We start from the raw sequence: 22,867 nt of genomic DNA, 5'->3' as shown, positions 1-22,867 counted from the left end.
CGGATGAAGTGTACTGGGACTGTATTGGTCCTTGCGATTAGGATAGACCCACTGACCCGTAATCGCAAGCCCCGACCAAGGACCTCGATGACCACCCTCGCCCGACCCGTTTCCACGACCGCCAGCCAGGACGAGACGCGCGGCATGCTGCTCGGCCTGGTTGGCGTCGCCATGTTCAGCCTGACACTGCCGTTCACGCGCATGACGGTCGCCGAGCTCGACCCGCTATTCGTCGCCCTGGGGCGGGCGCTGGGCGCGGCGCTGCTGGCCGCCGCCTGGATGGCCTGGCGCCGCACGCCGCTGCCGCCGCGCACGGCGCTGGTGCCGCTGGCGCTCGTCATGCTGGGCGTGGTGGTCGGCTTTCCGCTGCTGAGCTCGATGGCGCTGCGCCATGTCCCGGCCTCCCACGGCGCGGTGCTGGCGGGCCTGCTGCCGCTGATGACAACCTTGTACGCGGCGCTGCGTGGCGAAGAGCGCCCCTCGGCCGCGTTCTGGCTGATGGCCGTGCTCGGCGCCGCACTGGTGCTGGCCTTCGCCTTGTTCCAGGGCGGCGGCGCGCTGCATGCGGCCGATTTCCTGATGTTCGGTGCGCTGGCCGCCGGCGCCATCGGCTATGCCGAGGGCGGCAAGCTGGCGCGCACCCTGGGCGGGCCCGAGACGATCTGCTGGGCCCTGCTGCTGTCGGTCCCGCTGGTCGCGCCGCTGCTGGCCTGGCGCGTCGGCGCAGACACCTTTACCGGCGTCGGCGCCGCGGCCTGGCTGGGGCTGGGCTACGTCACGGTGTTCTCGATGTTCATCGGCTTTTTCTTCTGGTACCGCGGCCTGGCCCTGGGCGGGATTGCCCGGGTCGGCCAGGTGCAGCTGCTGCAACCTTTCCTGAGCCTGGTCGGCGCGGCCGTGCTGCTGGGCGAGGCGCTGACCATGCACAATGTCTTGTTCGCGCTGGCCGTGATCGGGGTCGTGTTCGCCGGGCGCCGGCTGCAGGTCCGGCGCCTGCCTGGCTGATCATGCCCGCTGTGCATGGCCCCGGCTCGACGTACAATACCGCCTTTACTCAACGCAAAATTGGAGAACACCATGTCCGTCTACGACAAACTCAAGGAACTGAACATCACCCTGGAAGCGCCGGCCACCCCGGCCGCGGCCTACGTCATGTACGTCCAGACCGGCAACCTCGTGTTCATCTCGGGCCATATCGCCAAGAACAAGGACGGCAGCATCAACGCCGGCATCCTGGGCCGCGACAAGACCACCGCTGATGGCCAAGCGGCGGCGCGCTCGGTCGCGATCGACCTGATCGGCACCCTGCAGGAAGCCGTGGGCGGCGACCTGAACCGCGTCAAGCGCATCGTCAAGCTGATGAGCCTGGTCGCGTCGACCCCGGACTACAACGAACAACACCTGGTGACCAATGGTGCCTCGGAACTGATCGGCGACGTGTTCGGCGACGCCGGCAAGCACGCCCGCTCGGCCTTCGGCGTGGCTGCCCTGCCGCGCGGCACCTGCGTCGAGATCGAAATGATCGTGGAAGTGGCATAAAACGGGCAATTGCGTACTAACAACCGGCGTTAATTCGCCGGCAATTCAATTACTGTTGTACCTCGGGTGGAGCTGACCCGGCTCCACTCGCCAATGTGAAGCCGCCTACCCGGCGTGTTTTATATAATGGCCCGGCACCACCGTGCACCTTCCTGTGAGACAAGTATGAAAATCGAAAACCCCAATCCCATCCAGTGGCAGTTCTCGGAACGCGCCCAGCAGCTGCAAAGCTCCTTCATCCGCGAGATCCTGAAGATCACCCAGCGTCCCGAGATCATCTCGTTCGCCGGCGGCCTGCCTTCGCCCGCCACCTTCCCGGTCGAACGCATGAAAGCGGCCTACGACAAGGTGCTGACCGATAGCGGTAAAGTCGCGCTGCAATACGGCCCGACCGACGGCTACGCGCCACTGCGTGAATGGATTGCCAATTCGCTGTCGACCGAAGGTTCGCAAATCCTGCCGGAGCAGATCCTGATGACCTCGGGCTCGCAGCAGGCGCTCGACCTCTTGGGCAAGGTGCTGATCGACGAAGGCAGCCCGGTGCTGGTCGAGACCCCGAGCTACCTGGGCGCGCTGCAGGCGTTCTCGGTCTACCGCCCCGAATTCAAGTCGGTCGACACCGACGAACACGGCCTGGTGCCATCGTCGCTGGAAGGCATCGCGCAAGGCGCGCGCATGCTGTACGCGCTGCCGAACTTCCAGAACCCGACCGGCCGCTCGCTGTCGGTCGAGCGCCGCCAGGAACTGGTCGAGACCTGCGCCCGCCTCGGCGTGCCGCTGATCGAGGACGATCCCTACGGCTCGCTGAGCTACAAGGGTGCGCCGAGCCCGAAGATGGTCGCGATGAATCCGGACGGCGTGATCTATATGGGCTCGTTCTCGAAGGTGCTGACCCCAGGCATCCGCCTGGGCTACGTCTGCGCGCCGCTGCCGCTGGTGCGCCGCCTCGAGCTGGCCAAGCAGGCCGCCGACCTGCACACCGCCCAGCTGACCCAGATGGTGGTGCACGAAGTGGTCAAGGACGGCTTCCTGGACCAGCACATCCCGACCATCCGCCAACTGTACGGCGACCAGTGCCAGGTGATGCTCGACGCGATGCAAGAGCACTTCCCGGCCGGCGTGAGCTGGACCAAGCCCGAAGGCGGCATGTTCATCTGGGTCACCCTGCCGCAGCAGATCGATGCCATGAAACTACTGGAGCAGTCGCTGGCCGCGCGCGTGGCCTTCGTGCCGGGCGCCCCGTTCTATGCCAACAACCCGGCCACCAACACCCTGCGCCTGTCCTTCGTGACCGTGCCGCCGGAACGCATCCGCGAAGGCATCGCCGTCCTCGGCAAGCTGATCGCCGGCATGCTGTAATCAACTCGGGGCTGTGCTGCGCAGCCCCGATTTTCCCGTTGAGTGTCAGTCGATACCGGTATCATCAGCGGGACCATGGCGGGTCAGTTGCGACAGTGCAACAATTGCATCACGTCGTGGATTTTAGGCAACGTTTAATTATCCAAAATCTCCGTGTAAAGAGTATGATTTCTCGTCACTGATGAGGTCTACCCGACACCGATGATGCATCCTGCCCTAGCGCTTGCCGCACCGGCGCGCCAATCCGCGATTTTGATCGTCGACGACGCTCCCGACAGCCTCGGCCTGCTGCAGGACATCATGCGCCAGCAGGGTTACCAGACCTTCGTCGCCAATTCCGGCAAGCGCGCCCTCGACATCGCCACCCGCGTCCAGCCCGACCTGATCCTGCTCGACGTGATCCTGCCCGACCTCGACGGCCTGGAGATCTGCCGCCGCCTGAAGCGCCAGGCCGACACCGCCCATATCCCGATCATCTTCGTCAGTGCCTGCGGCGAGACCGAGGACATCGTCGCCGGCTTCGACACCGGCGCCGCCGACTATATCGCCAAGCCGGTACGCATGGCCGAGGTCTGCGCCCGCGTGCGCGCCCAGCTGCGCCTGCGCAGCAGCAGCGAAAGCCAGAAGCAGCAGGCCGATCGCCTGCAGATGATTGTCGACGGCATGGATGAAGGCCTGCTGCTGGTCGATCGCGAGGGGCGCGTGGTGTATGCCAACCCGGCCTGCGAACGCTTTCTTTCGCAACCCAAGGAAGTGCTGGAGGGCGAAGCGCTGGCCGATTTGATCGAACCGCCGGCGGCGAACGACTACGCCGACTATTTCGCCGACCCGGCCGACCTCGAGTCGGCCGCCCGCTGCCGCGGCACGCGCGAGGTGCTGGTGCGCCAGGCCGACGGCACCCTGCGCGCGATGGACCTCGGCCTGTCGCCGATGGCCGGCGGCGAGGCGCTGTTCGTCGCCCTGCTGCACGACATCACCCACCACAAGCAGTCAGAAACGGCGCTGCAGCGCGCGGCCCTGGTCGATCCGCTCACGCGCATCGCCAACCGCCGCCACTTCGACACCTTCCTGGACAAGGAATGGCAGCGCGCGATCCGCAGCAGCCAGCCGCTGTCGCTGATCGTGCTCGACGTCGACCATTTCAAGGGCTATAACGACAGCCTGGGCCACGCCGCCGGCGACGCCTGCCTGCAGGCGATCGCCGAAGCGCTGCAATCGCACGCCATGCGTCCGACCGACCTGGCGGCGCGCTACGGCGGCGAGGAATTCGTGGTGCTGCTGGCCGACACCACCGCGGCGACGGCGGCGCGCCTGGGCGAAGCGATCCGCACCCATATCGAGCGCCTCGCGATCCCGAACCCGCGCGCCGAAGGCAGTACCGTGGTCACGGTCAGCGTGGGCGTGGCATGCATCGTGCCGACCCTGTTCGACGATATCCGCTCGTTCTTCGTCTCGGCCGACCGCGCGATGTACGAAGCCAAGGCGCGCGGGCGCAACCAGGTGGTGGCGATGCAGGCCGGGGCGGCGTGGGAGCCGGTGCGGGGCGGCCTGGCGCATTGAGATCGTGACGCGGGCCGCCTCTTGCAGCTGAAGGGGTGCAGCCGGCGCCAGGGAACGATCAGGCGCCGCGCGGATAGCCGGTAATGCGCGCGATGTCGCGATACATTGGCTTCAACCTTCGGTACATCTGCCGGTACACATCCCGGTACAGGCGCTCATAGACCTCCCGGTTGCCAGGGATCGGCTCGAACACCTTTCCCACCCGCGTCATGCCGCCGATCGCACCCGCAAAATCCGGATACAACCCAAGCCCCACCGCGGCATCGATCGCCGCCCCCAGCCCCGAGGTCTCGTACACATGCGGCCGCGCGGTCGGCAGCCCGAAGATATCGGCCGTGAGCTGCATCGCCGCATCGCTCTGCGAGCCGCCGCCGGACACCCGCAGCTCGGTGATGCGCACCCCGCCGCGCCGCTCGATGCGTTCCTTGCCTTCGCGCAGCGCATACGCCAGCCCCTCCAGGATCGCGCGGTACACGTGCGCCCGGGTATGCACGTCGCCGAAGCCGACGATTGCCCCCTTCGCCTCGCGTCCCGGCAGGCGGATGCCCGGCGTCCAGTAAGGCTGCAGCATCAGGCCCATCGAGCCCGGCGGCACGCTGCTGGCCAGCTCGTCGAACAGGCACTCGGGCGCCACGTCCTCGAGCAGCGCGCGCGCCTGTTCGTGGTGGCCGAACTGCTCCTTGAACCAGTTGACCATCCAATAGCCGCGAAACACCTGTTGCTCGATACTGTAGGCGCCCGGCAGCGCGCTTGGATACGGCGGCACGAAGCGCACCGCCTCGATGTAGCGCGTCGACGTGATGTTGATGGTGGCGGTGGTGCCGTAGCTGAGGCAGGCCACATGCGGCTCGCAGCAGCCGGCCCCGATCACCTCGCAGGCTTTGTCGGCGGCGGCCGCCAGCAGCGGCAAGCCTTCCGGGATGCCGGTGTCGAGCGCCGCCTGCGCAGTGACGGCGCCCAGCCGCGTGCCGGGCGGCGCCAGCGCGGGCAGCATGGATGGCTTGACCGCCAGCGCCTGCCATTGCCAGGCGCCCGGCCCGGCCCAGCGCAGGCGCCGGTAGTCGAAGGGGATGTAGGCGACCTGCGAACCGCTCGAATCGATGAAGCGTCCGCCCAGCCGCCAGTTCAGGTAGCCCGACAGCAGCAGGAACTTGTCGGTCGCCTCCCATACATCCGGCTGGTTGGCGCGGATCCAGTTGATCTCGGCCTCGCCGGCCAGGTGCCGCATGGTGGCGGCCACGCCAGCCACGCGAAAGGCGGCGCGCCACAGCGGGCCAAGCCCGGGCACGTCGTCGGTATGGCGCTGGTCGAGCCAGGTCATCGCCGGCCGCAGCGGACGGCCGTCGCGGTCGAGGTTGACCACGGTGCCGCGCTGCGTGGTGACGGCGACACCGGCCAGGCGTGCGCGGTCGGCGCCGGGCAAGGTCCACAACTGGCGGCAAGCCTGGCACAGCGCCTGCCAGTAGGCATCGACGTCATGCTCGTGCCAGCCCGGCTGCGGCGTGCGATACGCGTCCAGGGCCACCTGCGACCTGGCCACCAGTTCGCCGCGCAGGTCGAACAGCAAGGCGCGCACGCTTTGCGTCCCATTGTCGATGGCGAGCAGCAGCGGTGCCTGCACGGTCAGGCGGCAGGCGGGATGCCGTACTGCTTGCGCCACTGGGCCAGGTAGCGCCGCTCCTGCGCTTCCCAGTGGGCGTCTGGCCAGGCGAGTTCGCCCTGGCAGATGGCGCGGATGCGCGTCATCTGCTCAAACCCGCCCTTCGGCAGTTGCAGGCCGAGCCGGGTGCGGCGCAGCAGCAGGTCGTCGAGCTGGTAGACCTGCTCGGAACGCGCGGCCCAGCGCAGCTCGGCCCACAGGGTCTGCGTGCCGGGGATGCATTCCAGCTCGCCTTCTTTCGCCGCCAGCAACAAGGCCTTGGCATGTGCGCCATGGCGCCCGGCCAGGCGGCGCAGCACGGTGGCCGGCACGTCGTGGCGCGCCGGCACCGATACCCGCGCGAACACCGGCCCGCGCTCGGAGCGCAGCTGCCAGCCGGGCAGTTGCTGCGACACGTGGCGCAGCACGTCGAGGGCGATCGAGCGGAAGGTGGTCAGCTTGCCGCCGGTGACCGAGACCAGGCCCGGCTCGGACCACACGAAATGGTCGCGTTTCTCGGACGACGGCGCGCCGTGCTGGCCGCCGTCGATCACCGGCCGCACGCCGGCGAAGGTGGCCACCACATCGGCATCGACCAGGTCGAGCTGCGGGAACTGGGCGTGCAGCGCCGCCATCAGGTAATCGAACTCGTGGCGGGTGATGCGCGCCTCGGAATCCACCCCTTCCTCGTGGTCGACGTCGGTGGTGCCGACCAGGGTCACGCCCTCCCACGGGAAGGCGAACACGGGCCGGCTGTCGGCCGGGTGCAGCAGGCTGACCGCCTGCGCCAGCGGCAGGCGCCAGGCCGGCAGCACCAGGTGGCTGCCGCGCAGCGGCCGCAGGCGCGGCGCCCGGTCGGGCTTGCCCTCGCCGCCCAGCAGCGTGGACCAGGCGCCGGTGGCATTGATCACCACCCGCGCGCGCACCGCCGTCTCGGCCTTGCTGCGTTCGTCGCGCAGCATGGCGCCGTGCACCTTGCCGCCGTCGCGCACCAGCGACTGCACGGTCACGTAGTTGCAGGCCACGGCGCCGTGGGTGCGGGCTTCGTCGAGCACGCGCAGCACCAGGCGCGCATCGTCGGTCTTGGCGTCGGTGTAGCGGATGCCGCCGGCCAGGTGCGCCTCACCTATATTGGGCGCCAGCATGCGGAACGCTTCCGGCCGCTCCCAGTGCGGCTCGCGGCGGCCGGCGAGCATATCGTACACGCGCAGCATGGCCAGGAATCCCAGCCGGCGCTTGATGTCGGTGCCGTGGTCGGCGAAGGCGAAGCCCTGCGGCTCGACCAGGCCGGGCGCGGCGCGCAGCAGCGCCTCGCGCTCGCGCACCGCATCGCGGGTCAGGCGCAGGCTGCCGCTGGCCAGGTAGCGCAGGCCGCCATGCACCAGCTTCGACGAGCGGCTCGAGGTGCCCCAGGCAAAATCCCGCTGCTCGACCAGCAAGGTCTTGAGGCCGCGCCGCGCCGCCTCGAGCAGGATGCCGGCGCCGGTGATGCCGCCGCCGATCACCAGCAAGTCCCAGTCGCGCCCCGGCGGGAAGGCGTTTGCCTTGTCCATCGCATTGGCCTGGTTCATGGCGTCACCAGCTTGCCGGGGTTCATGCGGCACTCGGGATCGAAGTGGCGGAACAGCGCGCCCATCGCGCCGAGCCCCAGCTCGCCCTTCTCGGCCGCCAGCCACGGCGCGTGGTCGACGCCGATGCCGTGCTGGTGGCTGATGGTGCCGCCGCAGCCGACGATCGCGCTCGACACCCGGTCCTTGAGTTGGCGCCAGCGCGCCAGGTCGGCCTGGTACTCGCCCGCCAGCCGGTAGACGAAGGTCGAATACACGCTGGCGCCCTGCGGATACAGGTGCGACAGATGGGTGTAGGCGTGGACCCGCTCGCCGAAGGGCTCGAGCGCAGCGGCCGCGGCCTGCTCGATCGCCCCCACCGCCTGCGAGACGTGCGGCCAGTCGAGCGCCGTTTCCACGGTGTCGATCGCATAGCCGTGCTCCCAGGCCGCATTGCGCAGGTAGACGCTGCGGAAGCGGTTGCGGCGCCAGCGCTCGCCCAGGGCGCGGCCGACATGCACGCCGCGCTGGCGCCGCGCCAGGGTCAGCGCCGCGCGCAGCGCCTCGCGCGCCTGGCCCCTGGCGCCGCTGGCGCCCACCAGCAGCATGCATTTGTCGCGGCCGCAGCCGCGCCAGCCGAGGTAGCGCTCGAGCAGCGCTACCTGGCGCCCGTGGCCGGCCAGCGCCAGCATGGTCTGCGTCTCGCCGGCGTTCGACAGGCGCAGCATCGACAGGCCCAGGCGCGCCTGGGCCAGGATGCGCACCGCCTGCACCGCATGCTCCCAGTCGGGGAAGAACAGCGCATGGAAGGCTTCGTGCTCGGGCAGGCGGCTGATGCGCACCGCGGCGTGGGTCAGCACGCCCAACCGGCCTTCGGAACCCAGCACCATCTCGCGCAGGTCGATGCCGCTGCTCGAGGCCGGGAAGGTCGGGATCTCGAGGGTGCCGGACGGCGTCTCGATACGCCCGCCCGCAAACAGCTGCTCGATGCGGCCGTAGCGCAGCGACTGCTGGCCCGGCGATCGGGTGGCGATCCAGCCGCCCAGCGTGGAATAGTCGAACGATTGCGGATAGTGGCCCAGGGTATAGCCGTGGGCGCGCAGCTGGGCCTCGAGGTCGGGACCGGACACGCCGGCGCCGAAGCAGGCCAGCTGCGCCTCGCGGTCGAGCGAGATCATGGCACGCATGCGGCTCATGTCGACGCTCAGGGATGGGCGCAGGCCGCCGTTCGAACTGTGACCCACGTCGAGGTGGCCGGCCACGCTGGTGCCGCCGCCGTAGGGAATGACCACCGCGTCGTGCTGGGCGGCGAAGGCCAGCAGCTCGCGCACCTGGGCGCCGGATTCGGGAAAGGCGACGCCATCCGGCACATTGCCGAGGCGTCCGTGGCGCAGGCGCAGCCAGTCCGGCAGGCTCTGGCCCAGGGCATGGCGGGCGCGGATGGCGGGGCTGGCGTCGATCAGCGGGTGGGCCGCCAGGCGGCCCGGCGGCAGGCCGGCGCAGGCCTGCTCGAAGGTGGCGTCTTGCGGGACCGTGCCCCGGCCCAGCCGTGCTCCGAGAAAGGCGCGGGCCTCGCCCTCGAGTTGCACCGTGATCGACTCGTCACCCCAACCGTTCCAACGCCGCATCAATGACTTTCCGTTATACTACTAGTTGCTCTTTTTGCCAGCTCAGGTATCACATTAAAACGGGCCCTGCCAACCGTATTGCGCTTTCATGACACAGCCTTGCTCTATCGCGCCAGCGCCGCCCGACGATGCGCGCGTGACCGGTTCCTACCTGCAGCCGCTGCTGGACACCGCACGCGAGCGCGGCCTTGCGCTCGAGGTCCTGGCGCAGGCGGCCGGCATGGCGCCGAGCAGCCTGGATCCGTTGCCGGAGAGCCTGCCGGCACGACGCTACATCGCCTTGCTCGAAGCCGGCGCGCGCCTGGCGCATGACCCGTTCTTCGGCCTGCACGTGGGCGAAAAGGCAGGCCCCGCGACCTACAGCGCCTACGGCATGCTGCTGCTGGCCTGCAACAGTTTCGGCCATGCGCTGGAGCTGACCCAGCGCTACGAATCGCTGGCCCACGACCTGGGCCGCAGCGCCCTGGCGCTGGACGGCGCCCGTGCGCACTATGAATGGATCAGCCACTATCCGGACGCCACCCGGCACCTGGTCGAGAGCGTGTTCGCCGGCATCCGGGTGTTCGGCAGCTGGCTGGCCGGGCAGCCCCTGATGCCGCTGGCGTTGCGCCTGCGCCATCCCGATCCTGGCCACGGCGATGCCGAATACCTGCGCGTGCTGGGCGTAGCCCCCGAGTTCGACGCGCCGCGCAACTGCGCCACCGTCGATGCCGCCCTGCTGGCGATGCCGGTTCCGAATGCCGATACCAGCCTGTTTCCGCTGCTGCATCACCACGCCGACCGGCTGCTCGCCAAACGCGCCGCGCAGCAAGAGCAGATCGTGGCGCAGGTACGCGCCGCGCTGCTGCCGCGCCTGGCAGGCGGCAAGGCGCGGCTGGCGCCGGTGGCGGCCGAGCTGGGATTGTCGCCGCGCACCCTGCAGCGCAAGCTGGCCGAGGCCGGATCCAGCTACCAGGAAGTGCTCGATACGGTGCGCTTCGGCCTGGCCCAGGACTACCTGCGGCGGCGTGAACTGGGCCTGGTCGACATCGCCTTCCTGCTCGGCTTCCAGGAACAGAGCGCGTTCACCCACGCGTTTCGCGAATGGAGCGGGATGAATCCGGGCGCCTGGCGCGAACAGGTCGGCTGAATCGACCAAGGTCACTGGACCACGGCACGTTTTGCTGCAACAATTCGCGAATGAGTATCATTTCCCGATCCTGCGCCTGGCTTTGCGCATTCTTCCTGGTCCTGTGCTGCGCCACCCCGCGCGCCTTCGCGCTCGACCCGACGGTTGCCCTCGAGGGTTATCGCCATGAGCGCTGGGGCGAGCTGGAGGGAGCGCCGCGCTACGTCGATGCACTGGCGCGCAGCGCCGACGGCTGGCTGTGGATAGGGAGCCGTAACACCGGCCTGCTGCGCTTCGACGGCCTGCGCTTTCTGCCGTACGAGACCGCCGACGGCAGCCGCCTGCAGAACAACAGCATCAGCGTGCTGCGGCCGGGACGCGATGGCGCGCTATGGATCGGCTACGGTAGCGGCGGCCTTAGCGTACTGCGCCAGGGCCGTTACCACCACCTGATCAAGCCAGAGGAGAGCGGCAGCGTGTTCGCCATCACCCTCGACACCGATGGCTCGGCCTGGGTCGCCAGTTGGCGCGGCCTGTTCCGGGTCACGGGAGACCGCGTCACGCGCATCGGCCTGGAGCTCGGCTATGGCAACGCGCGCGCCGAGTACGTGCTGGCCGACCGCGCTGGCCGGATCTGGGCGGCCGACGGCGCGGCGCTCTACCTGCGCGACGCCGGCGCCCGCCAATTCCGCCAGGTCCGAACCGGGCGTGGCGACCCGATGCTGCTCGAAGCGCCCGATGGCAGCGTCTGGGTGGTGCTCGGAAAGCAGTTCGAACGGGTGGCGCCGCCAACGCCGCGCCGCATACCGGCGCCGGCTGGCAGCGCCAGCTCGTTCCAGTCACTGTTCGACCGCGACGGCAACGTCTGGTCCGGAAATTGTCCGGTCGGCCTGTGCGTGCTGCGTCCCGCCGGCTGGCAGGGCAGCGCAGGCTTCACGCCGGTCGGCGCCGCCGAGCGCCTCGACCAGACCTGGCAAATGACCAGCCTGTCAGTCCTGTCGCTGATGGAAGACCTGGACGGCAGCATCTGGATCGGCACGCCGTCGGGCCTGGAACGGCTGCGCGACCACGTGGTGCACATGGTGCCCGAAGTGCTGGACCGCGGCACGACCCACCCGGCGCCGCATCCGGATGGCGGCATCGTCGCGGCACGGGTCCAGCGCCTGGACGACACGGCGTCCCTGCTGCGCATCGATGACGGCAAGCTGCGCGAACTGTCCGATCCGCCCGCCACTCGCGTGCTCGACCAGGCGCCGGACGGCACGCTGGTATTCGGCGGCCGCAACGGGATCGAGCGCCATGGCCCGGCGGGTGTGGAACGCATCGCGCTGCCGCCGGCGGTCGTCGCAGCGGCCGACAGCGTCCGCGCCCAACGGCTCACGGCCGGCAACGACGAGATCTGGTTCTGGACCGGACGCATGGGCGCCTGGCATCACCGCGACGGCGCCTGGGCCCCGAAGCTGCCCAGGCAAGACCAGCCGCAACTGGCTGCGTTCGACGCCGCCGGCCGCAGCTACCTGGGCCTGCGCACGAACCGCCTGCGCATCGTCGACAGCGGCCAGGCCGGCGTGCGCGAATACGGTCCGCAGGACGGTCTCGATGTCGGCAAGTTCTCGCTCATCGCACCCGGCGACCCGTTGCTGGTGTCCGGCGAGGAAGGCACGCAGGTCCTGGTCGGCGGCCGCTTCCGGCCACTCACCGTCGACCTGGCGGAAGGCCTCGGCGCGGCCAGCGGGATCGTCACCGACGCCGCCGGCAACCGCTGGATCAACGCCGAGCGCGGCATCTACCGCGTGACGCCCCAGGACTGGGTGCGTTCGATGAAGAATCCCGGGATCGCCCTGCGCGGACGGTTGTTCGACGCCGCCGACGGCTACCTGGGCGGCGGGGTGACCGGCTTGCTGTCGCGCACCGCCACGATGTCGGCCGACGGCAGGCTCTGGTTCGCGGGCGAACGCGGCCTGGCCTGGATCGACCCGCGCAAGACCGCCCCCAATCCGGCCACGCCGGCGGTCGAGGTGCTGGCGCTGTCCAGCGGCGGGCGCCGCCATGCCGTCGCCATGGGCATGGAACTGGACCAGGGCATCGCGAACCTGCAGATCGACTACACCGCGCCCAGCCTGCGCATGCCGCAAAAGGTGCAGTTCAGGTACCGCCTGGACGGCCAGGACTGGGAAGACGCCGGGACCCGCCGCAGCGCCTTCTTCCAGCGGCTGCGGCCCGGAACGCACACTTTCGAGGTGATGGCCGTCAACGAGAGCGGCGTGCCCGGCCCCGTCACGGCCCTGTCCTTCCATATCCCGCCGCGCTTCTTCCAGACCTGGTGGTTCCTGGCCGCCTGCCTGCTCGCCTTCTCGTGCATCGCCGTCCAGGCTTACAGGCTGCGCACCCGCCGGCTGGCCGAGCGCATCGAGGGCGAGCTGCTGGCGCGCCTGCGCGAGCGCGAATCGATCGCGCGCGCCCTGCACGACACCTTCCTCCAGGGCGTGCAGGGCATGCTGCTCAGGATGCATTCGGTGATGACCGGCCTGCCGGCCGGCAGCCCGGCGCGGGCCGAGTTCGAACGCATCCTGGACGACGCCGAGCAGGTGCTGGAAGAAGGCCGCGACGAGGTCCAGGGCTTGCGCAAGGGATTCGAGAATGCCGGCGCCTTCTGGCAGGGCTTGCTGCGCGATGTGGAACTCATTGTCCCGGGAAGCAGCCGACGCCTGGCGCTGGACGCCGAGCCGGGATGCGTTGAGCGCCTGCCGGTGCGCCTGCGGCGCGACGTGCAGGCGATCGTGCGCGAAGCGCTGGTCAACGCCTTGCGCCACACGCCCGGAGCGGTCCGCCTCGAGGCCGCCGCCTCCCAGCGCGAACTGGCGCTGACGGTCAGCGACGCCGGCCAGGGCGCGGACGGCGGCGTTAGGGACAGGGCCGGGCACTTCGGCCTGCAGGGAATGCGCGAGCGCGCGGCCCAGGTCGGGGCCAGGCTGCGCATCGAAAGCGGGCCGGCCGGCACCCGGGTCACGCTGGCGATTCCGGCCGAGCCTGGCGAGGCGGTACAATCGCGCCCTATTCCTTCCACTGCGACAGAAGACATTCCATGACCCCAGCCATGACCGGCTACCTGTGGTGCGCGCTCGCGGCGCTCGCCAGCGCGGCCGCCACCTTCCTCATCAAACTGTCGAACCAGCACGGCGTCGACTGGAACCTGGTGCGCATCGCCTTCCTGGGCGGCGCCGGCGCCACCTATGCGCTCGGCTTCGTGTGCTATTCGGTGGCCCTGCAAAAACTCGACATGAGCCTGGCCTACCCGGTGATGACCGGCGTGGCCATGCTGGCGGTGGCGGCGCTCGGCGTGGCCGCGCTGAACGAACCGCTCACCTTCAGCAAGATCGCCGGCATGGTGCTGATCGTCGCCGGCGCCTTCGCGCTGGTGCGCTAGTGCGGCTGCGATTGCGGCGTCGGCCGCGGAACGCCGCCCCGCGCCAGGCCGACGCACACGGCGAACGGCACCAGGAACGGGTACAGTCCCCATACCAGGCGCCCCTCGACCCGCACGCTCAGCGCCGCATACAGCTGGGGCAAGGCCATCAGCAGCAGCAGGCTGGCCAGCGGACGTAACCGTGGCGGCGCCGAGCGCCAGCCGACGATGGCCAGCGGCACGACCAGGAAGGCCGTGCCCGCGATCGAGGCCAGCGAGCGCACGTCGCGCAGGGCCGCCAGCACGGTGCCGAAGTTCGGCTGCCAGGTATAGCTGGGCAGGCCGGTGATCAGGTACCAGCGCACCAGCACCATCCAGCCGCCGGCGGCGGCCAGGAAGGCCAATCCCGGCAGCACCGGGATCTGGCGCATGGCGACCAGCCAGACCAGCAGCAGCACGTTCTCCTCGCGGATCGCCGAGCCGACCAGGCCCGCCAGCGCGGCCAGCCAGGGCTGGCCCGACAGCACCGCCAGCACGAAGGCGGCGCGAGCGCAGATCGAGCCCGGGTCGACCAGCAAATACGGTGCATACCAGAAGGTCGGCAGCGACACGATCATCAACAGGCCGGCCGCGATGGCGCGCTTGTGATCCAGGCCGGCGCGCAGGACGGCGGCCGACATGCAGCAGGCGCCGGCGACGACCAGCAGCCAGTTCAGCAGGGCGAAGCCGTTGCGCAGCTCGCCCGGCATGGCGGACGCCACGGCCGGCACCAGCAGGCGATAGGGGAATGGCGCGCGCAGCTCGCTGGCGGCGAGTTCGCCGCGCAGGTAGCGCGCGGTATCGTAATAGGCCTGCGAATCCTCGATCGTGCCGCCCCAGCGCCAGCACATGACGGCATAGGCGAGGACGGCGAAGGAAATGGCGACCAGTGGCCAGTTGAGCGGCCGCGTGGCCGGCCCGGCGGGAGTAGACGATGCGTGGCGCATGACAAGCAGTGGACAGAAAACGGGATCATAACCGGTTTCGTCCGGATGACGACGTGTGCCGGGGGCCCGAGCGTCAGGCGTCGCGCCCCGCCCCGCCCTGCCGGCCAAGCACGCGCACCGCATCGTCGATTACCGGCACGATCGCCAGCACGCACAGGAAGGCTGCCAGCGGCACCGTGGACAGGTAGCCCAGGTGCTTGAAGCCCAGCGCGCCGGCCACGCCGCCCAGGCAGAACGCGCCCAGCAGCGACAGCATCAGCAGCAGGCGCCCGAGGTTGGCCGTGACTTTCGGCTGGCGCAGCGGGCCGTCGGCGTTCCAGTAGGCCATCTTGCCCAGCTCGATGCCGATATCGGTCACGATGCCGGTCATGTGGGTGGTGCGGATCTCGGCATGCGACACCTTGGTGATGACCGCGTTCTGCAGCCCCATCATGAAGCACAGCAGCATCACGGTAAGGGGAATGAACAGGGCGTCGATCCCGGCCAGGCGCGCGCCCAGGATGCCGAACACCAGCAGCAGTACGGCTTCGAGCAACAGGGGCAGCGCAAAGCCGCTGTGCAGGCCGCGGCGCCGGATGTAGTTGACCAGGATGGCGGTGCAGGCCGCGCCCAGTAAAAAGCTGAGCAGCGCGCCGATCGCCGCCAGCACCAGGTCGGTGTCGCCCAGCACCAGGTGGTCGGCGGCGCCCGAGAGGATGCCGGTCATGTGCGAGGTGTATTCGCGCACCGCCAGGAAGCCGCCGGCATTGATCGCGCCCGCGACGAAGGCCAGCGCCACGCCGAGGTGCCGGTTGGCGCCCGGGGTGCGTTCATGTCCTGTCAGGCTGCGCGCATAACTGATCGGCACGGCGGATCGCTTTCCAATTGGTGTGTGATTAATGTTACCGCAAATCACTTGCTGCGCACTCAAACGTCCGGCGATTCATGGAGCTATAATAAAAAATTATCGAAAACCGCACACTGCGCCCCGCGCATCCAGACTGCCGTGAATCCCCACCTCGACAAGCTCCACCCCTACCCGTTCGAAAAACTGCGCCAGCTGTTTGCCGGAGTGACCCCGAACCCGGCCTACTCCGCCATCAGCCTGGGCATCGGCGAGCCGAAGCACCCGACGCCGGCCTTCATCGAAAAAGCACTGACGCATGCGGTGGCGGGCCTGGCCAACTACCCGAGCACGGTTGGCGCCGAGCCGCTGCGCGCGGCGATCTCCGGCTGGCTGGAACGCCGCTATGGGCTGCCGGCGCTGGACCCGGCCACCATGGTATTGCCGGTAAACGGTTCGCGCGAAGCGCTGTTCGCCATCGCCCAGTGCATGATCGACGCCTCGAAGCCGGACGCGCTGGTAATGTGCCCGAACCCGTTCTACCAGATCTATGAGGGCGCGGCCTACCTGGCCGGCGCCACGCCGTATTTCGTCAACTCGGCGCCGGCGCGCAACTTCGCGCCTGATTTCGGCAGCGTGCCCGATGCGGTGTGGCCACGCGTGCAGCTGCTGTATGTCTGCTCGCCCGGCAACCCGACCGGCGCCATCCTGGGCCTGGAAGACTGGCGCCAGCTGTTCGAGCTATCGGACCGCTGGGGCTTTTTGATCGCGGCCGACGAGTGCTATTCGGAGATCCATACCGGCGCCGCGCCGCCATTGGGCGCGCTGGAAGCGGCGCACCAGCTCGGCCGCAGTGGTGGCGACCAGCCCTACCGCAAGCTGATCGTGTTCTCGAGCCTGTCGAAGCGCTCGAACGTGCCGGGCATGCGCTCGGGCTTCGTCGCCGGCGACCCGGCCGCGATGAAGAAATTCCTGCTCTACCGCACCTACTGCGGCGGCGCGATGTCGCCGCCGGTGCAGGCGGCCTCGATCGCGGCCTGGAACGACGAGCAGCACGTGCAGGACAACCGCGCGCTGTACAAGGAAAAATTCGGCCTCATCACGCCGCTGTTGAAGCAGGTGATGGATGTCGAATTGCCCGACGCCGGCTTCTATTTGTGGGCCGACGTGCGGCGCACGGGCCTGTCGGATACCGACTTCGCGCGCCGCCTGTACGCCGACTATAATGTGACGGTCCTTCCGGGCAGCTACCTGGCGCGCGAAGCGCATGGCCAGAATCCGGGACAGGGCCGTATCCGCATGGCCCTGGTGGCCGGCGTCGACGAGGGACTCGAAGCGGCCAACCGCATCGTCCAGTTCTGCCGGGGCCTCAAGTAAAGCCCCACGAATTCCTGTTTTTATATCTCAACCAAGACCCGTATCATGACCCAACAACTGCAAACCATCATCGACACCGCCTGGGAACAGCGCGCCGACATCAGCCCGAACAGCGCCAGCGCCGAAGTGCGCGACGCCGTCGCCCACGTCATCAAAGGCCTCGATGACGGCAGCCTGCGCGTGGCGCAAAAAGACACCGGCAACTGGGTCGTGAACCAGTGGATCAAGAAGGCCGTGCTGCTGTCGTTCCGCCTCGAGAACAACGTGCCGGTCGCTTCGGGAGCCCTCGGCGGGAGCCTCCAGTTCTACGACAAGGTGCCGACCAAGTTCGCCGACTACACGCCGGAAGATTTCGCACGCGGCGGTTTCCGCGTGGTGCCGCCGGCCGTCGCCCGCCGCGGCAGCTTCATCGGCAAGAACGTGGTGCTGATGCCGTCCTATGTCAACATCGGCGCCTATGTCGATGAAGGCACGATGGTCGACACCTGGGCCACCGTCGGCTCGTGCGCCCAGATCGGCAAGAACGTCCACCTGTCGGGCGGCGTCGGCATCGGCGGCGTGCTGGAACCGATGCAGGCCAACCCGACCATCATCGAAGACAACTGCTTCATCGGAGCCCGTTCGGAGATCGTCGAAGGCGTGATCGTCGAAGAAAACTCGGTGATCTCGATGGGCGTGTACATCGGCCAGTCGACCAAGATCTACAACCGCGAAACCGGCGAAGTGAGCTACGGCCGCGTGCCGTCGGGTTCGGTCGTGGTATCGGGCAGCCTGCCGTCCGCCGATGGCAAGTACAGCCTGTACTGCGCCGTGATCGTCAAGCGCGTGGATGCGCAGACGCGTTCGAAGACCGGCATCAATGAGCTGCTGCGCGGCGATTGATTTGCGCGCTTGCGCATGCGTTGGTTGAACGCGTCGGCGGCAGAGCCGCCAACCCTTGTATCTTGAACGTGTTGGTGGTTAGCTACTACTAACTGAGGTGAAGACTAGCTTGTGCCAACCCTTAAGGCTTGACCTTGTGGCGTAGATAAAGCTCTTCACCTCTCCCCACCCCATGACTGAACACTGGACGGTATCTAAGGGCATCGACCCTGCATGTACAAGGCGAGTGTGGAGTGGACGAGGGAAAATTCACGATACAGGAGGCGAAATGTTTTATCTTGGCGTAGACGTTTCAAAGAAGACGTTGGACTGCATGCTGCTCAATACTTCGACCAGCAAGTCAAAATCGAAATCCATACCGAATACGAATGCAGGCTTCCAGCAGTTGCTGGAGTGGCTGTCCAAGCAGGGAGCGCCCAATGCTCACGTGGTGCTTGAGCCGACCGGCGTGTATCACGAGCCAGCTGCGCTAGCCCTGGCCGATGCCGGCTTAACGTTGTCACTCGTTAATCCAGCTCAGTTGCGTCAATTTGCCCTGGCGTTGGGATTCAAGACAAAGACCGACAAGGCCGATAGCATGGTTCTAGCCCGCTATGGGGCCACGCAGCAGCCCGAGGCATGGCAGCCGCCGTCCAAATCGGCACGTCGACTCAAAGCCCTACTGGCGCGACGTGATGCTGTCGCCGACGACATACAACGTGAACAAAACCGACTTGAAGCGATCGAATTCGGCGACTCGCCCAGCGAGGTAAGAGCGTCGATCAACAAATCAATCGAATTCCTCGACGGTGAGCTCAAAACGCTGGAGGCCATGATCCACGCTCATATCGATGACGACCCTGACTTACGCAGCAATAAAAAATTGCTCGAGTCAATTCCTGGAGTCGGCGAGCGCGTCTCGATACATATGACCGCATTGTTTGCTGCCAAAACCTTTACGAGTGCAGAACAGCTAGCGGCTTACTTGGGGCTCGTACCAGTGCAGTGGGAGTCAGGCTCATCAGTACGCGGACGCCCCCGGATGTCTAAGGCCGGGCCAAAACATCTGCGTAAGCTCCTATACATGCCAGCTGTGACGGCCCGCCGCTGGAATCCGCACATCAAAGCGATGAGCGACCGTCTGCTCGCCAAGGGCAAGACCCTGATGACCGTGATTGGAGCCTGCATGCGCAAGCTGGCTCACTTGTGCTTCGGAGTCATCAACTCCCGCAAGCCATACAACGAAAATTATGCAATGTAGGACTTGACGGGAGAGACGGTATCTACATGCATCGAATATCGCCCGCATGGCGATCGATCACGGTAGGGTTGGCGGCTTCGCCGCCGACGCGTCCAATCGGCCCTGAACTACCCGAAAACACCGGAGACGATGCAATGGCCATGGACCGCCTGTTCCAACTGATGAAAGAGAAGAACGCCTCCGACATGTTCTTCGCCGTGAACTCTCCGGTGCACATCAAGATCAACGGCGCCCTCATCCCCATCAACCAGCATCGCCTCGAACCCGAGAACATCCTGTCGCTGCTGTCCGAGGTCACCACGCCCGAACAGCTGCTCGAGCTCGAGCGCGACAACGAACTGAATATGGGCGTATCGGTCCCCAACCTGGGGCGATTCCGCCTGTCGGCATTCCGCCAGCGCGGCTCGATCTCGGCCGTGTTCCGCTTCGTGCCGGCCGACATCCCGCCGCTCGGCGGCCTGGGCCTGCCGCCCGTGCTGTCCGAACTGATCATGGAAAAGCGCGGCCTGCTGCTGGTCGTCGGCGCCACCGGCTCGGGCAAGTCGACCACCATCGCCGCCATGCTCGACCATCGCAACGAACAGCGCACCGGCCACATCCTGACGCTCGAAGACCCGATCGAATACCTTTTCAAGAACAAGAAATCGATCGTCAACCAGCGCGAGATCGGCAGCGATGCCAGCAGCTTCGGCGTCGCGCTCAAGAACTCGATGCGCCAGGCGCCCGACTGCATCCTGATCGGCGAGATCCGCGACCGCGAGACGATGGCCGCGGCCCTGGCCTATGCCCAGTCGGGCCACCTGGTGCTGGCCACCCTGCACGCCAATAACAGCTACAACGCGCTGAACCGCATCATCAGCTTCTACCCGATGGAAAACCGCGGAGCCCTGCTGCAAGACCTGGCCTCGAGCGTCAGGGCGATCGTCTCGCAGCGGCTGGTGAAGTCGGCGGCTGGCGGCGCGCGCCAGGCGGCGGTGGAAGTGATGCTCAACACCCGCTACATCGCCGACCTGGTCGAAAAAGGAGAAATTGGCCAGATCAAGGAAGCGATGGACAAGAGCCTGTCGCCCGGCTCGCAATCGTTCGAAGGCGCGCTGTTCAAGCTGGTCAAGGACGGCCTGGTGACCCAGGACGAGGCCCTCGCCAACGCCGATTCGGCCACCAACCTGCTGTGGCTTCTCAACAATGGGCCGGACAGCCAGGTCCAGCAGCAGGAACAGGAAAAGCCGGCGGCGGCGCAGGGCGCCTCGTTCACCGAGTTCACGCTCAATTCCTGAGCGGTTGCCAAGCGCCAGGCGGCGCTACCCTCCGCCTCATCTGTGTACAATCGGCCTGAAGGACCTTGTGCGCCGCCGCACGCAACCACTATCCTTACGTCTTTTCGACCGACCACGCCGCCCCGGCGGCCAAGACTGCCCATGACTACCACCCTCTACGGAATCCCCAACTGCGACACCGTCAAGAAAGCCCGCACCTGGCTGGCGGACAACGGCCACGACTTCAGCTTCCATGACTTCAAGAAACAAGGCCTGAGCCGCGAGCTGGTGCAGGGCTGGCTGAAGGACGTCGACTGGGAGACCCTGGTCAACCGCAAGGGAATGACCTGGCGCAACCTGTCCGACGAGCGCAAGGCGCAGATTACCAACGCCGACAGCGCCATCGACCTGATGCTGGAAAACCCGTCCGTGATCAAGCGTCCGGTGCTTTCCGGCGTGGGCCCGGTCTCGGTCGGCTTTTCGAGCGACGCGTATGCAGAAAAATTCTCGAGCAAGTTCGAAAGCGCCAAATGAAACCCTCGCGCACCCTGCTGCTGACCGAAGAGCTGATCGCGCTCGACTCGATCACGCCGCACGACAAGGGTTGCCAGCAGCGGCTGATCGAACTGCTCGCCCCCCTGGGCTTTCGCTGCGAGACCATCGAGTCGAACGGCGTGACCAACCTGTGGGCGCGCAAGGGAAGCGAAGCGCCCCTGTTCGTGTTCGCCGGTCACACCGACGTGGTCCCGGCCGGCCCGCTGCATCACTGGGAATCGGCACCCTTCGTGCCGACCCAGCGCGACGGCAAGCTGTATGGACGCGGCGCCTCGGACATGAAGGCCTCGATCGCCGCGATGGTGATCGCCTGCGAGGAATTCATCGCCGGGCACCCCGGGCATAAGGGCTCGATCGCCTTTTTGATCACCAGCGACGAGGAAGGCCCGGCCGTCGACGGCACCGCGCTCGTGGTCGACCTGCTCGAAGAACGCGGCGAGACCCTCGACTACTGCCTGGTCGGCGAGCCGACCTCGAACCACGTGCTGGGCGACACGATCAAGAACGGCCGCCGCGGTTCGCTCTCGGGCCACCTGCTCATCAAGGGGATCCAGGGCCACATCGCCTATCCGCAGCTGGCGCGCAATCCGATCCACCAGGCCGCGCCGGCGCTGGCCGAGCTGACGGCCGAGGTCTGGGACGAAGGCAACGAGTACTATGCGCCGACCAGCTGGCAGATCTCGAACATGGCGGCCGGCACCGGCGCCGGCAACGTGATCCCGGGCAGCTTGAGCATCGACTTCAATTTCCGCTTCTCGACCGCCAGCACGGCCGAGGGCCTGGAAGCGCGCGTGCACGCCATCCTCGACCGCCACGGCCTTGAGTACGACCTGGACTGGACACTGTCGGGCCTGCCCTTCCTGACCGAGAAGGGGCTGCTCTCGGACACGCTGTGCGACGCGATCGGGGAAGAGCTGGGCGTGCAGGCCGAACTGTCGACCACCGGCGGGACCTCGGATGGCCGCTTCATCGCCCGCATCTGTCCCCAGGTGATAGAATTCGGGCCACCGAACGCCAGCATCCACAAGATCGACGAGCACATCGAGCTGCGCTACATCGATCCCCTGAAGAATATCTACCGCCGCACGCTTGAACGCCTGCTGGGCGCCTGAAATAACACGAGAACAAGGCCATGACCAACACCACCTTCAGTACGCCGCGCGACCTGCTGCGCTACGCCATCACCCGCTTCAACGGGGCCAAGCTGTTCTTCGGCCATGGCAGCGCCGAGGCCTTCGACGAAGCCGCCTACCTGATCCTGCACACCCTCAAATTGCCGCTGGATCGCCTCGAGCCCTTCCTCGACGCCAGGCTGCTGCCCGACGAAGTGCTGCAGGTGATGGCCGTGATCGAGCGCCGCGTCACCGAGCGCGTGCCGGCCGCCTACATCACCAAGGAGGCGTGGCTGGGCGAATACCGCTTCTACGTCGACGAGCGCGTGCTGGTGCCGCGCTCCTTCATCGCCGAGCTGATCCCGCAGCAGTTCAGCCCATGGCTGACCGACCCGGACGGTGTCGAGAACGTACTCGAACTGTGCACCGGCAGCGGCTGCCTGGCGATCATGATGGCCGATACGTTCGAGAACGCGGTGGTCGACGCGGTCGATATCTCGAAGGATGCGCTGGCCGTTGCCGAGCACAACATCCGCGAATACAAGATGGAAGGACGGGTCAACCCGATCGAATCCGACCTGTACGAGAACGTGCCGTTCAAGAAGTACGACCTGATCATCACCAATCCGCCCTACGTGAATGCGGAATCGATGCGCACCCTGCCGCCGGAATACCTGAACGAGCCGCAGATCGCGCTGGCCGGCGGCGAAGACGGCATGGACCTGGTGCGCAAGATCATCGCCGGCGCCGCCGAGCGCCTGACGCCGGACGGCATCCTGGTGGTCGAGATCGGCAACGAGCGCGAATACGCCGAAGCGGCCTTCGGCCACCTGGGCCTGACCTGGCTGAC

General features: G+C 67.4%; 19 protein-coding genes. 14 read left to right on the top strand and 5 right to left on the bottom strand.

What is annotated here, in order from left to right; all coding sequences use genetic code 11:
* Positions 1 to 87: 87 nt before the first annotated feature.
* The 4 genes from E8M83_RS11485 to E8M83_RS11470 all read left to right on the top strand — a co-directional run bounded on the left by E8M83_RS11485 (position 88) and on the right by E8M83_RS11470 (position 4,458).
* Positions 88 to 1,005 (top strand): DMT family transporter, encoded by a 918-nt coding sequence (locus tag E8M83_RS11485; RefSeq protein ID WP_137173503.1) that lies wholly within the window; start codon positions 88 to 90, stop codon positions 1,003 to 1,005.
* Positions 1,006 to 1,077: 72 nt separating this feature from the next.
* On the top strand, positions 1,078 to 1,539 hold the full coding sequence (locus tag E8M83_RS11480) for a RidA family protein (protein ID WP_137173502.1): 462 nt from the start codon (positions 1,078 to 1,080) through the stop codon (positions 1,537 to 1,539).
* A 165-nt stretch (positions 1,540 to 1,704) separates the two neighbouring features.
* Positions 1,705 to 2,898, top strand: coding sequence for a PLP-dependent aminotransferase family protein (locus E8M83_RS11475; protein ID WP_137173501.1), 1,194 nt, complete (start codon positions 1,705 to 1,707; stop codon positions 2,896 to 2,898).
* 201 nt (positions 2,899 to 3,099) lie between these two features.
* Complete coding sequence (locus E8M83_RS11470; protein WP_137173500.1) at positions 3,100 to 4,458, top strand: diguanylate cyclase; 1,359 nt, start codon at positions 3,100 to 3,102, stop codon at positions 4,456 to 4,458.
* Positions 4,459 to 4,516: 58 nt separating this feature from the next.
* Here E8M83_RS11470 and E8M83_RS11465 read toward each other — a convergent pair whose 3' ends face one another.
* The 3 genes from E8M83_RS11465 to E8M83_RS11455 are packed head-to-tail and all read right to left on the bottom strand — an operon-like array spanning position 4,517 to position 9,272.
* Complete coding sequence (locus E8M83_RS11465; RefSeq protein WP_137173511.1) at positions 4,517 to 6,079, bottom strand: FGGY-family carbohydrate kinase; 1,563 nt, start codon at positions 6,077 to 6,079, stop codon at positions 4,517 to 4,519.
* A 2-nt stretch (positions 6,080 to 6,081) separates the two neighbouring features.
* Positions 6,082 to 7,668, bottom strand: a complete 1,587-nt coding sequence (locus E8M83_RS11460) for a glycerol-3-phosphate dehydrogenase/oxidase (protein WP_229491492.1) — start codon at positions 7,666 to 7,668, stop codon at positions 6,082 to 6,084.
* The gene (locus tag E8M83_RS11455) at positions 7,665 to 9,272 is read right to left on the bottom strand and encodes an FAD-binding oxidoreductase (RefSeq protein ID WP_137173499.1); all 1,608 of its coding nucleotides are present in this window, start codon (positions 9,270 to 9,272) and stop codon (positions 7,665 to 7,667) included. Before E8M83_RS11455 ends, E8M83_RS11460 begins: the two co-directional genes overlap by 4 nt.
* Positions 9,273 to 9,360: 88 nt before the next feature.
* Here E8M83_RS11455 and E8M83_RS11450 point away from each other — a divergent pair, with 88 nt between their 5' ends.
* The 3 genes from E8M83_RS11450 to E8M83_RS11440 are packed head-to-tail and all read left to right on the top strand — an operon-like array spanning position 9,361 to position 13,807.
* Positions 9,361 to 10,401: an AraC family transcriptional regulator gene (locus E8M83_RS11450; protein ID WP_137173498.1), complete on the top strand. Its 1,041-nt coding sequence runs from the start codon at positions 9,361 to 9,363 to the stop codon at positions 10,399 to 10,401.
* A gap of 50 nt (positions 10,402 to 10,451) precedes the next feature.
* Positions 10,452 to 13,469, top strand: coding sequence for a sensor histidine kinase (locus E8M83_RS11445; RefSeq protein WP_170976769.1), 3,018 nt, complete (start codon positions 10,452 to 10,454; stop codon positions 13,467 to 13,469).
* Positions 13,466 to 13,807, top strand: coding sequence for a multidrug efflux SMR transporter (locus E8M83_RS11440; protein WP_137173496.1), 342 nt, complete (start codon positions 13,466 to 13,468; stop codon positions 13,805 to 13,807). Before E8M83_RS11445 ends, E8M83_RS11440 begins: the two co-directional genes overlap by 4 nt.
* Here E8M83_RS11440 and E8M83_RS11435 read toward each other — a convergent pair.
* Together E8M83_RS11435 and E8M83_RS11430 are read right to left on the bottom strand one after the other, a co-directional pair.
* Positions 13,804 to 14,772 (bottom strand): hypothetical protein, encoded by a 969-nt coding sequence (locus E8M83_RS11435; RefSeq protein ID WP_137173495.1) that lies wholly within the window; start codon positions 14,770 to 14,772, stop codon positions 13,804 to 13,806. The two genes, E8M83_RS11440 and E8M83_RS11435, sit on opposite strands and share 4 nt — an antisense overlap.
* Positions 14,773 to 14,845: 73 nt before the next feature.
* Positions 14,846 to 15,619: a YoaK family protein gene (locus E8M83_RS11430; RefSeq protein WP_137173494.1), complete on the bottom strand. Its 774-nt coding sequence runs from the start codon at positions 15,617 to 15,619 to the stop codon at positions 14,846 to 14,848.
* 138 nt (positions 15,620 to 15,757) lie between these two features.
* On the opposite strand from E8M83_RS11430, the gene dapC reads away from it, so the two are divergent.
* The 7 genes from dapC to prmB all read left to right on the top strand — a co-directional run.
* Entirely contained in the window at positions 15,758 to 16,972 is a 1,215-nt protein-coding gene (dapC, locus tag E8M83_RS11425) for a succinyldiaminopimelate transaminase (protein ID WP_137173493.1), read from the top strand.
* A 45-nt stretch (positions 16,973 to 17,017) separates the two neighbouring features.
* A complete protein-coding gene (gene dapD, locus E8M83_RS11420; RefSeq protein WP_137173492.1) occupies positions 17,018 to 17,854 on the top strand; it encodes a 2,3,4,5-tetrahydropyridine-2,6-dicarboxylate N-succinyltransferase in 837 nt (278 codons plus the stop codon).
* A 268-nt stretch (positions 17,855 to 18,122) separates the two neighbouring features.
* Positions 18,123 to 19,094, top strand: a complete 972-nt coding sequence (locus E8M83_RS11415; protein ID WP_137173491.1) for an IS110 family transposase — start codon at positions 18,123 to 18,125, stop codon at positions 19,092 to 19,094.
* A gap of 134 nt (positions 19,095 to 19,228) precedes the next feature.
* Complete coding sequence (locus E8M83_RS11410; RefSeq protein WP_137173490.1) at positions 19,229 to 20,371, top strand: PilT/PilU family type 4a pilus ATPase; 1,143 nt, start codon at positions 19,229 to 19,231, stop codon at positions 20,369 to 20,371.
* Positions 20,372 to 20,512: 141 nt separating this feature from the next.
* Positions 20,513 to 20,884, top strand: a complete 372-nt coding sequence (locus E8M83_RS11405; protein WP_137173489.1) for an ArsC family reductase — start codon at positions 20,513 to 20,515, stop codon at positions 20,882 to 20,884.
* Positions 20,881 to 22,017: a succinyl-diaminopimelate desuccinylase gene (gene dapE, locus E8M83_RS11400; protein ID WP_137173488.1), complete on the top strand. Its 1,137-nt coding sequence runs from the start codon at positions 20,881 to 20,883 to the stop codon at positions 22,015 to 22,017. The genes E8M83_RS11405 and dapE overlap by 4 nt, the downstream gene beginning before the upstream one ends.
* A gap of 20 nt (positions 22,018 to 22,037) precedes the next feature.
* Positions 22,038 to 22,867, top strand: an 830-nt coding sequence (gene prmB, locus E8M83_RS11395; RefSeq protein WP_137173487.1) for a 50S ribosomal protein L3 N(5)-glutamine methyltransferase, incomplete at its 3' end; no start/stop codon positions are given.

It is taken from the genome of Massilia sp. HP4 (assembly GCF_005222695.1).
Taxonomy (GTDB): Bacteria; Pseudomonadota; Gammaproteobacteria; order Burkholderiales; family Burkholderiaceae_D; genus Telluria.
Note: the sequence above shows the minus strand (reverse complement) of the source record. Positions and strands in the feature narration are given on the sequence as shown.

Coding starts and splice junctions, on each gene's coding strand:
- dapD (WP_137173492.1), top strand. CDS start 17,018: ATGACCCAACAACTGCAAACCATCATCGACACCGCCTGGGAACAGCGC.
- E8M83_RS11480 (WP_137173502.1), top strand. CDS start 1,078: ATGTCCGTCTACGACAAACTCAAGGAACTGAACATCACCCTGGAAGCG.
- E8M83_RS11445 (WP_170976769.1), top strand. CDS start 10,452: ATGAGTATCATTTCCCGATCCTGCGCCTGGCTTTGCGCATTCTTCCTG.
- E8M83_RS11455 (WP_137173499.1), bottom strand. CDS start 9,272: ATGCGGCGTTGGAACGGTTGGGGTGACGAGTCGATCACGGTGCAACTC.
- E8M83_RS11460 (WP_229491492.1), bottom strand. CDS start 7,668: ATGAACCAGGCCAATGCGATGGACAAGGCAAACGCCTTCCCGCCGGGG.
- E8M83_RS11485 (WP_137173503.1), top strand. CDS start 88: ATGACCACCCTCGCCCGACCCGTTTCCACGACCGCCAGCCAGGACGAG.
- E8M83_RS11450 (WP_137173498.1), top strand. CDS start 9,361: ATGACACAGCCTTGCTCTATCGCGCCAGCGCCGCCCGACGATGCGCGC.
- E8M83_RS11475 (WP_137173501.1), top strand. CDS start 1,705: ATGAAAATCGAAAACCCCAATCCCATCCAGTGGCAGTTCTCGGAACGC.
- E8M83_RS11410 (WP_137173490.1), top strand. CDS start 19,229: ATGGCCATGGACCGCCTGTTCCAACTGATGAAAGAGAAGAACGCCTCC.
- E8M83_RS11470 (WP_137173500.1), top strand. CDS start 3,100: ATGATGCATCCTGCCCTAGCGCTTGCCGCACCGGCGCGCCAATCCGCG.
- E8M83_RS11440 (WP_137173496.1), top strand. CDS start 13,466: ATGACCCCAGCCATGACCGGCTACCTGTGGTGCGCGCTCGCGGCGCTC.
- E8M83_RS11415 (WP_137173491.1), top strand. CDS start 18,123: ATGTTTTATCTTGGCGTAGACGTTTCAAAGAAGACGTTGGACTGCATG.
- E8M83_RS11435 (WP_137173495.1), bottom strand. CDS start 14,772: ATGCGCCACGCATCGTCTACTCCCGCCGGGCCGGCCACGCGGCCGCTC.
- E8M83_RS11405 (WP_137173489.1), top strand. CDS start 20,513: ATGACTACCACCCTCTACGGAATCCCCAACTGCGACACCGTCAAGAAA.
- dapE (WP_137173488.1), top strand. CDS start 20,881: ATGAAACCCTCGCGCACCCTGCTGCTGACCGAAGAGCTGATCGCGCTC.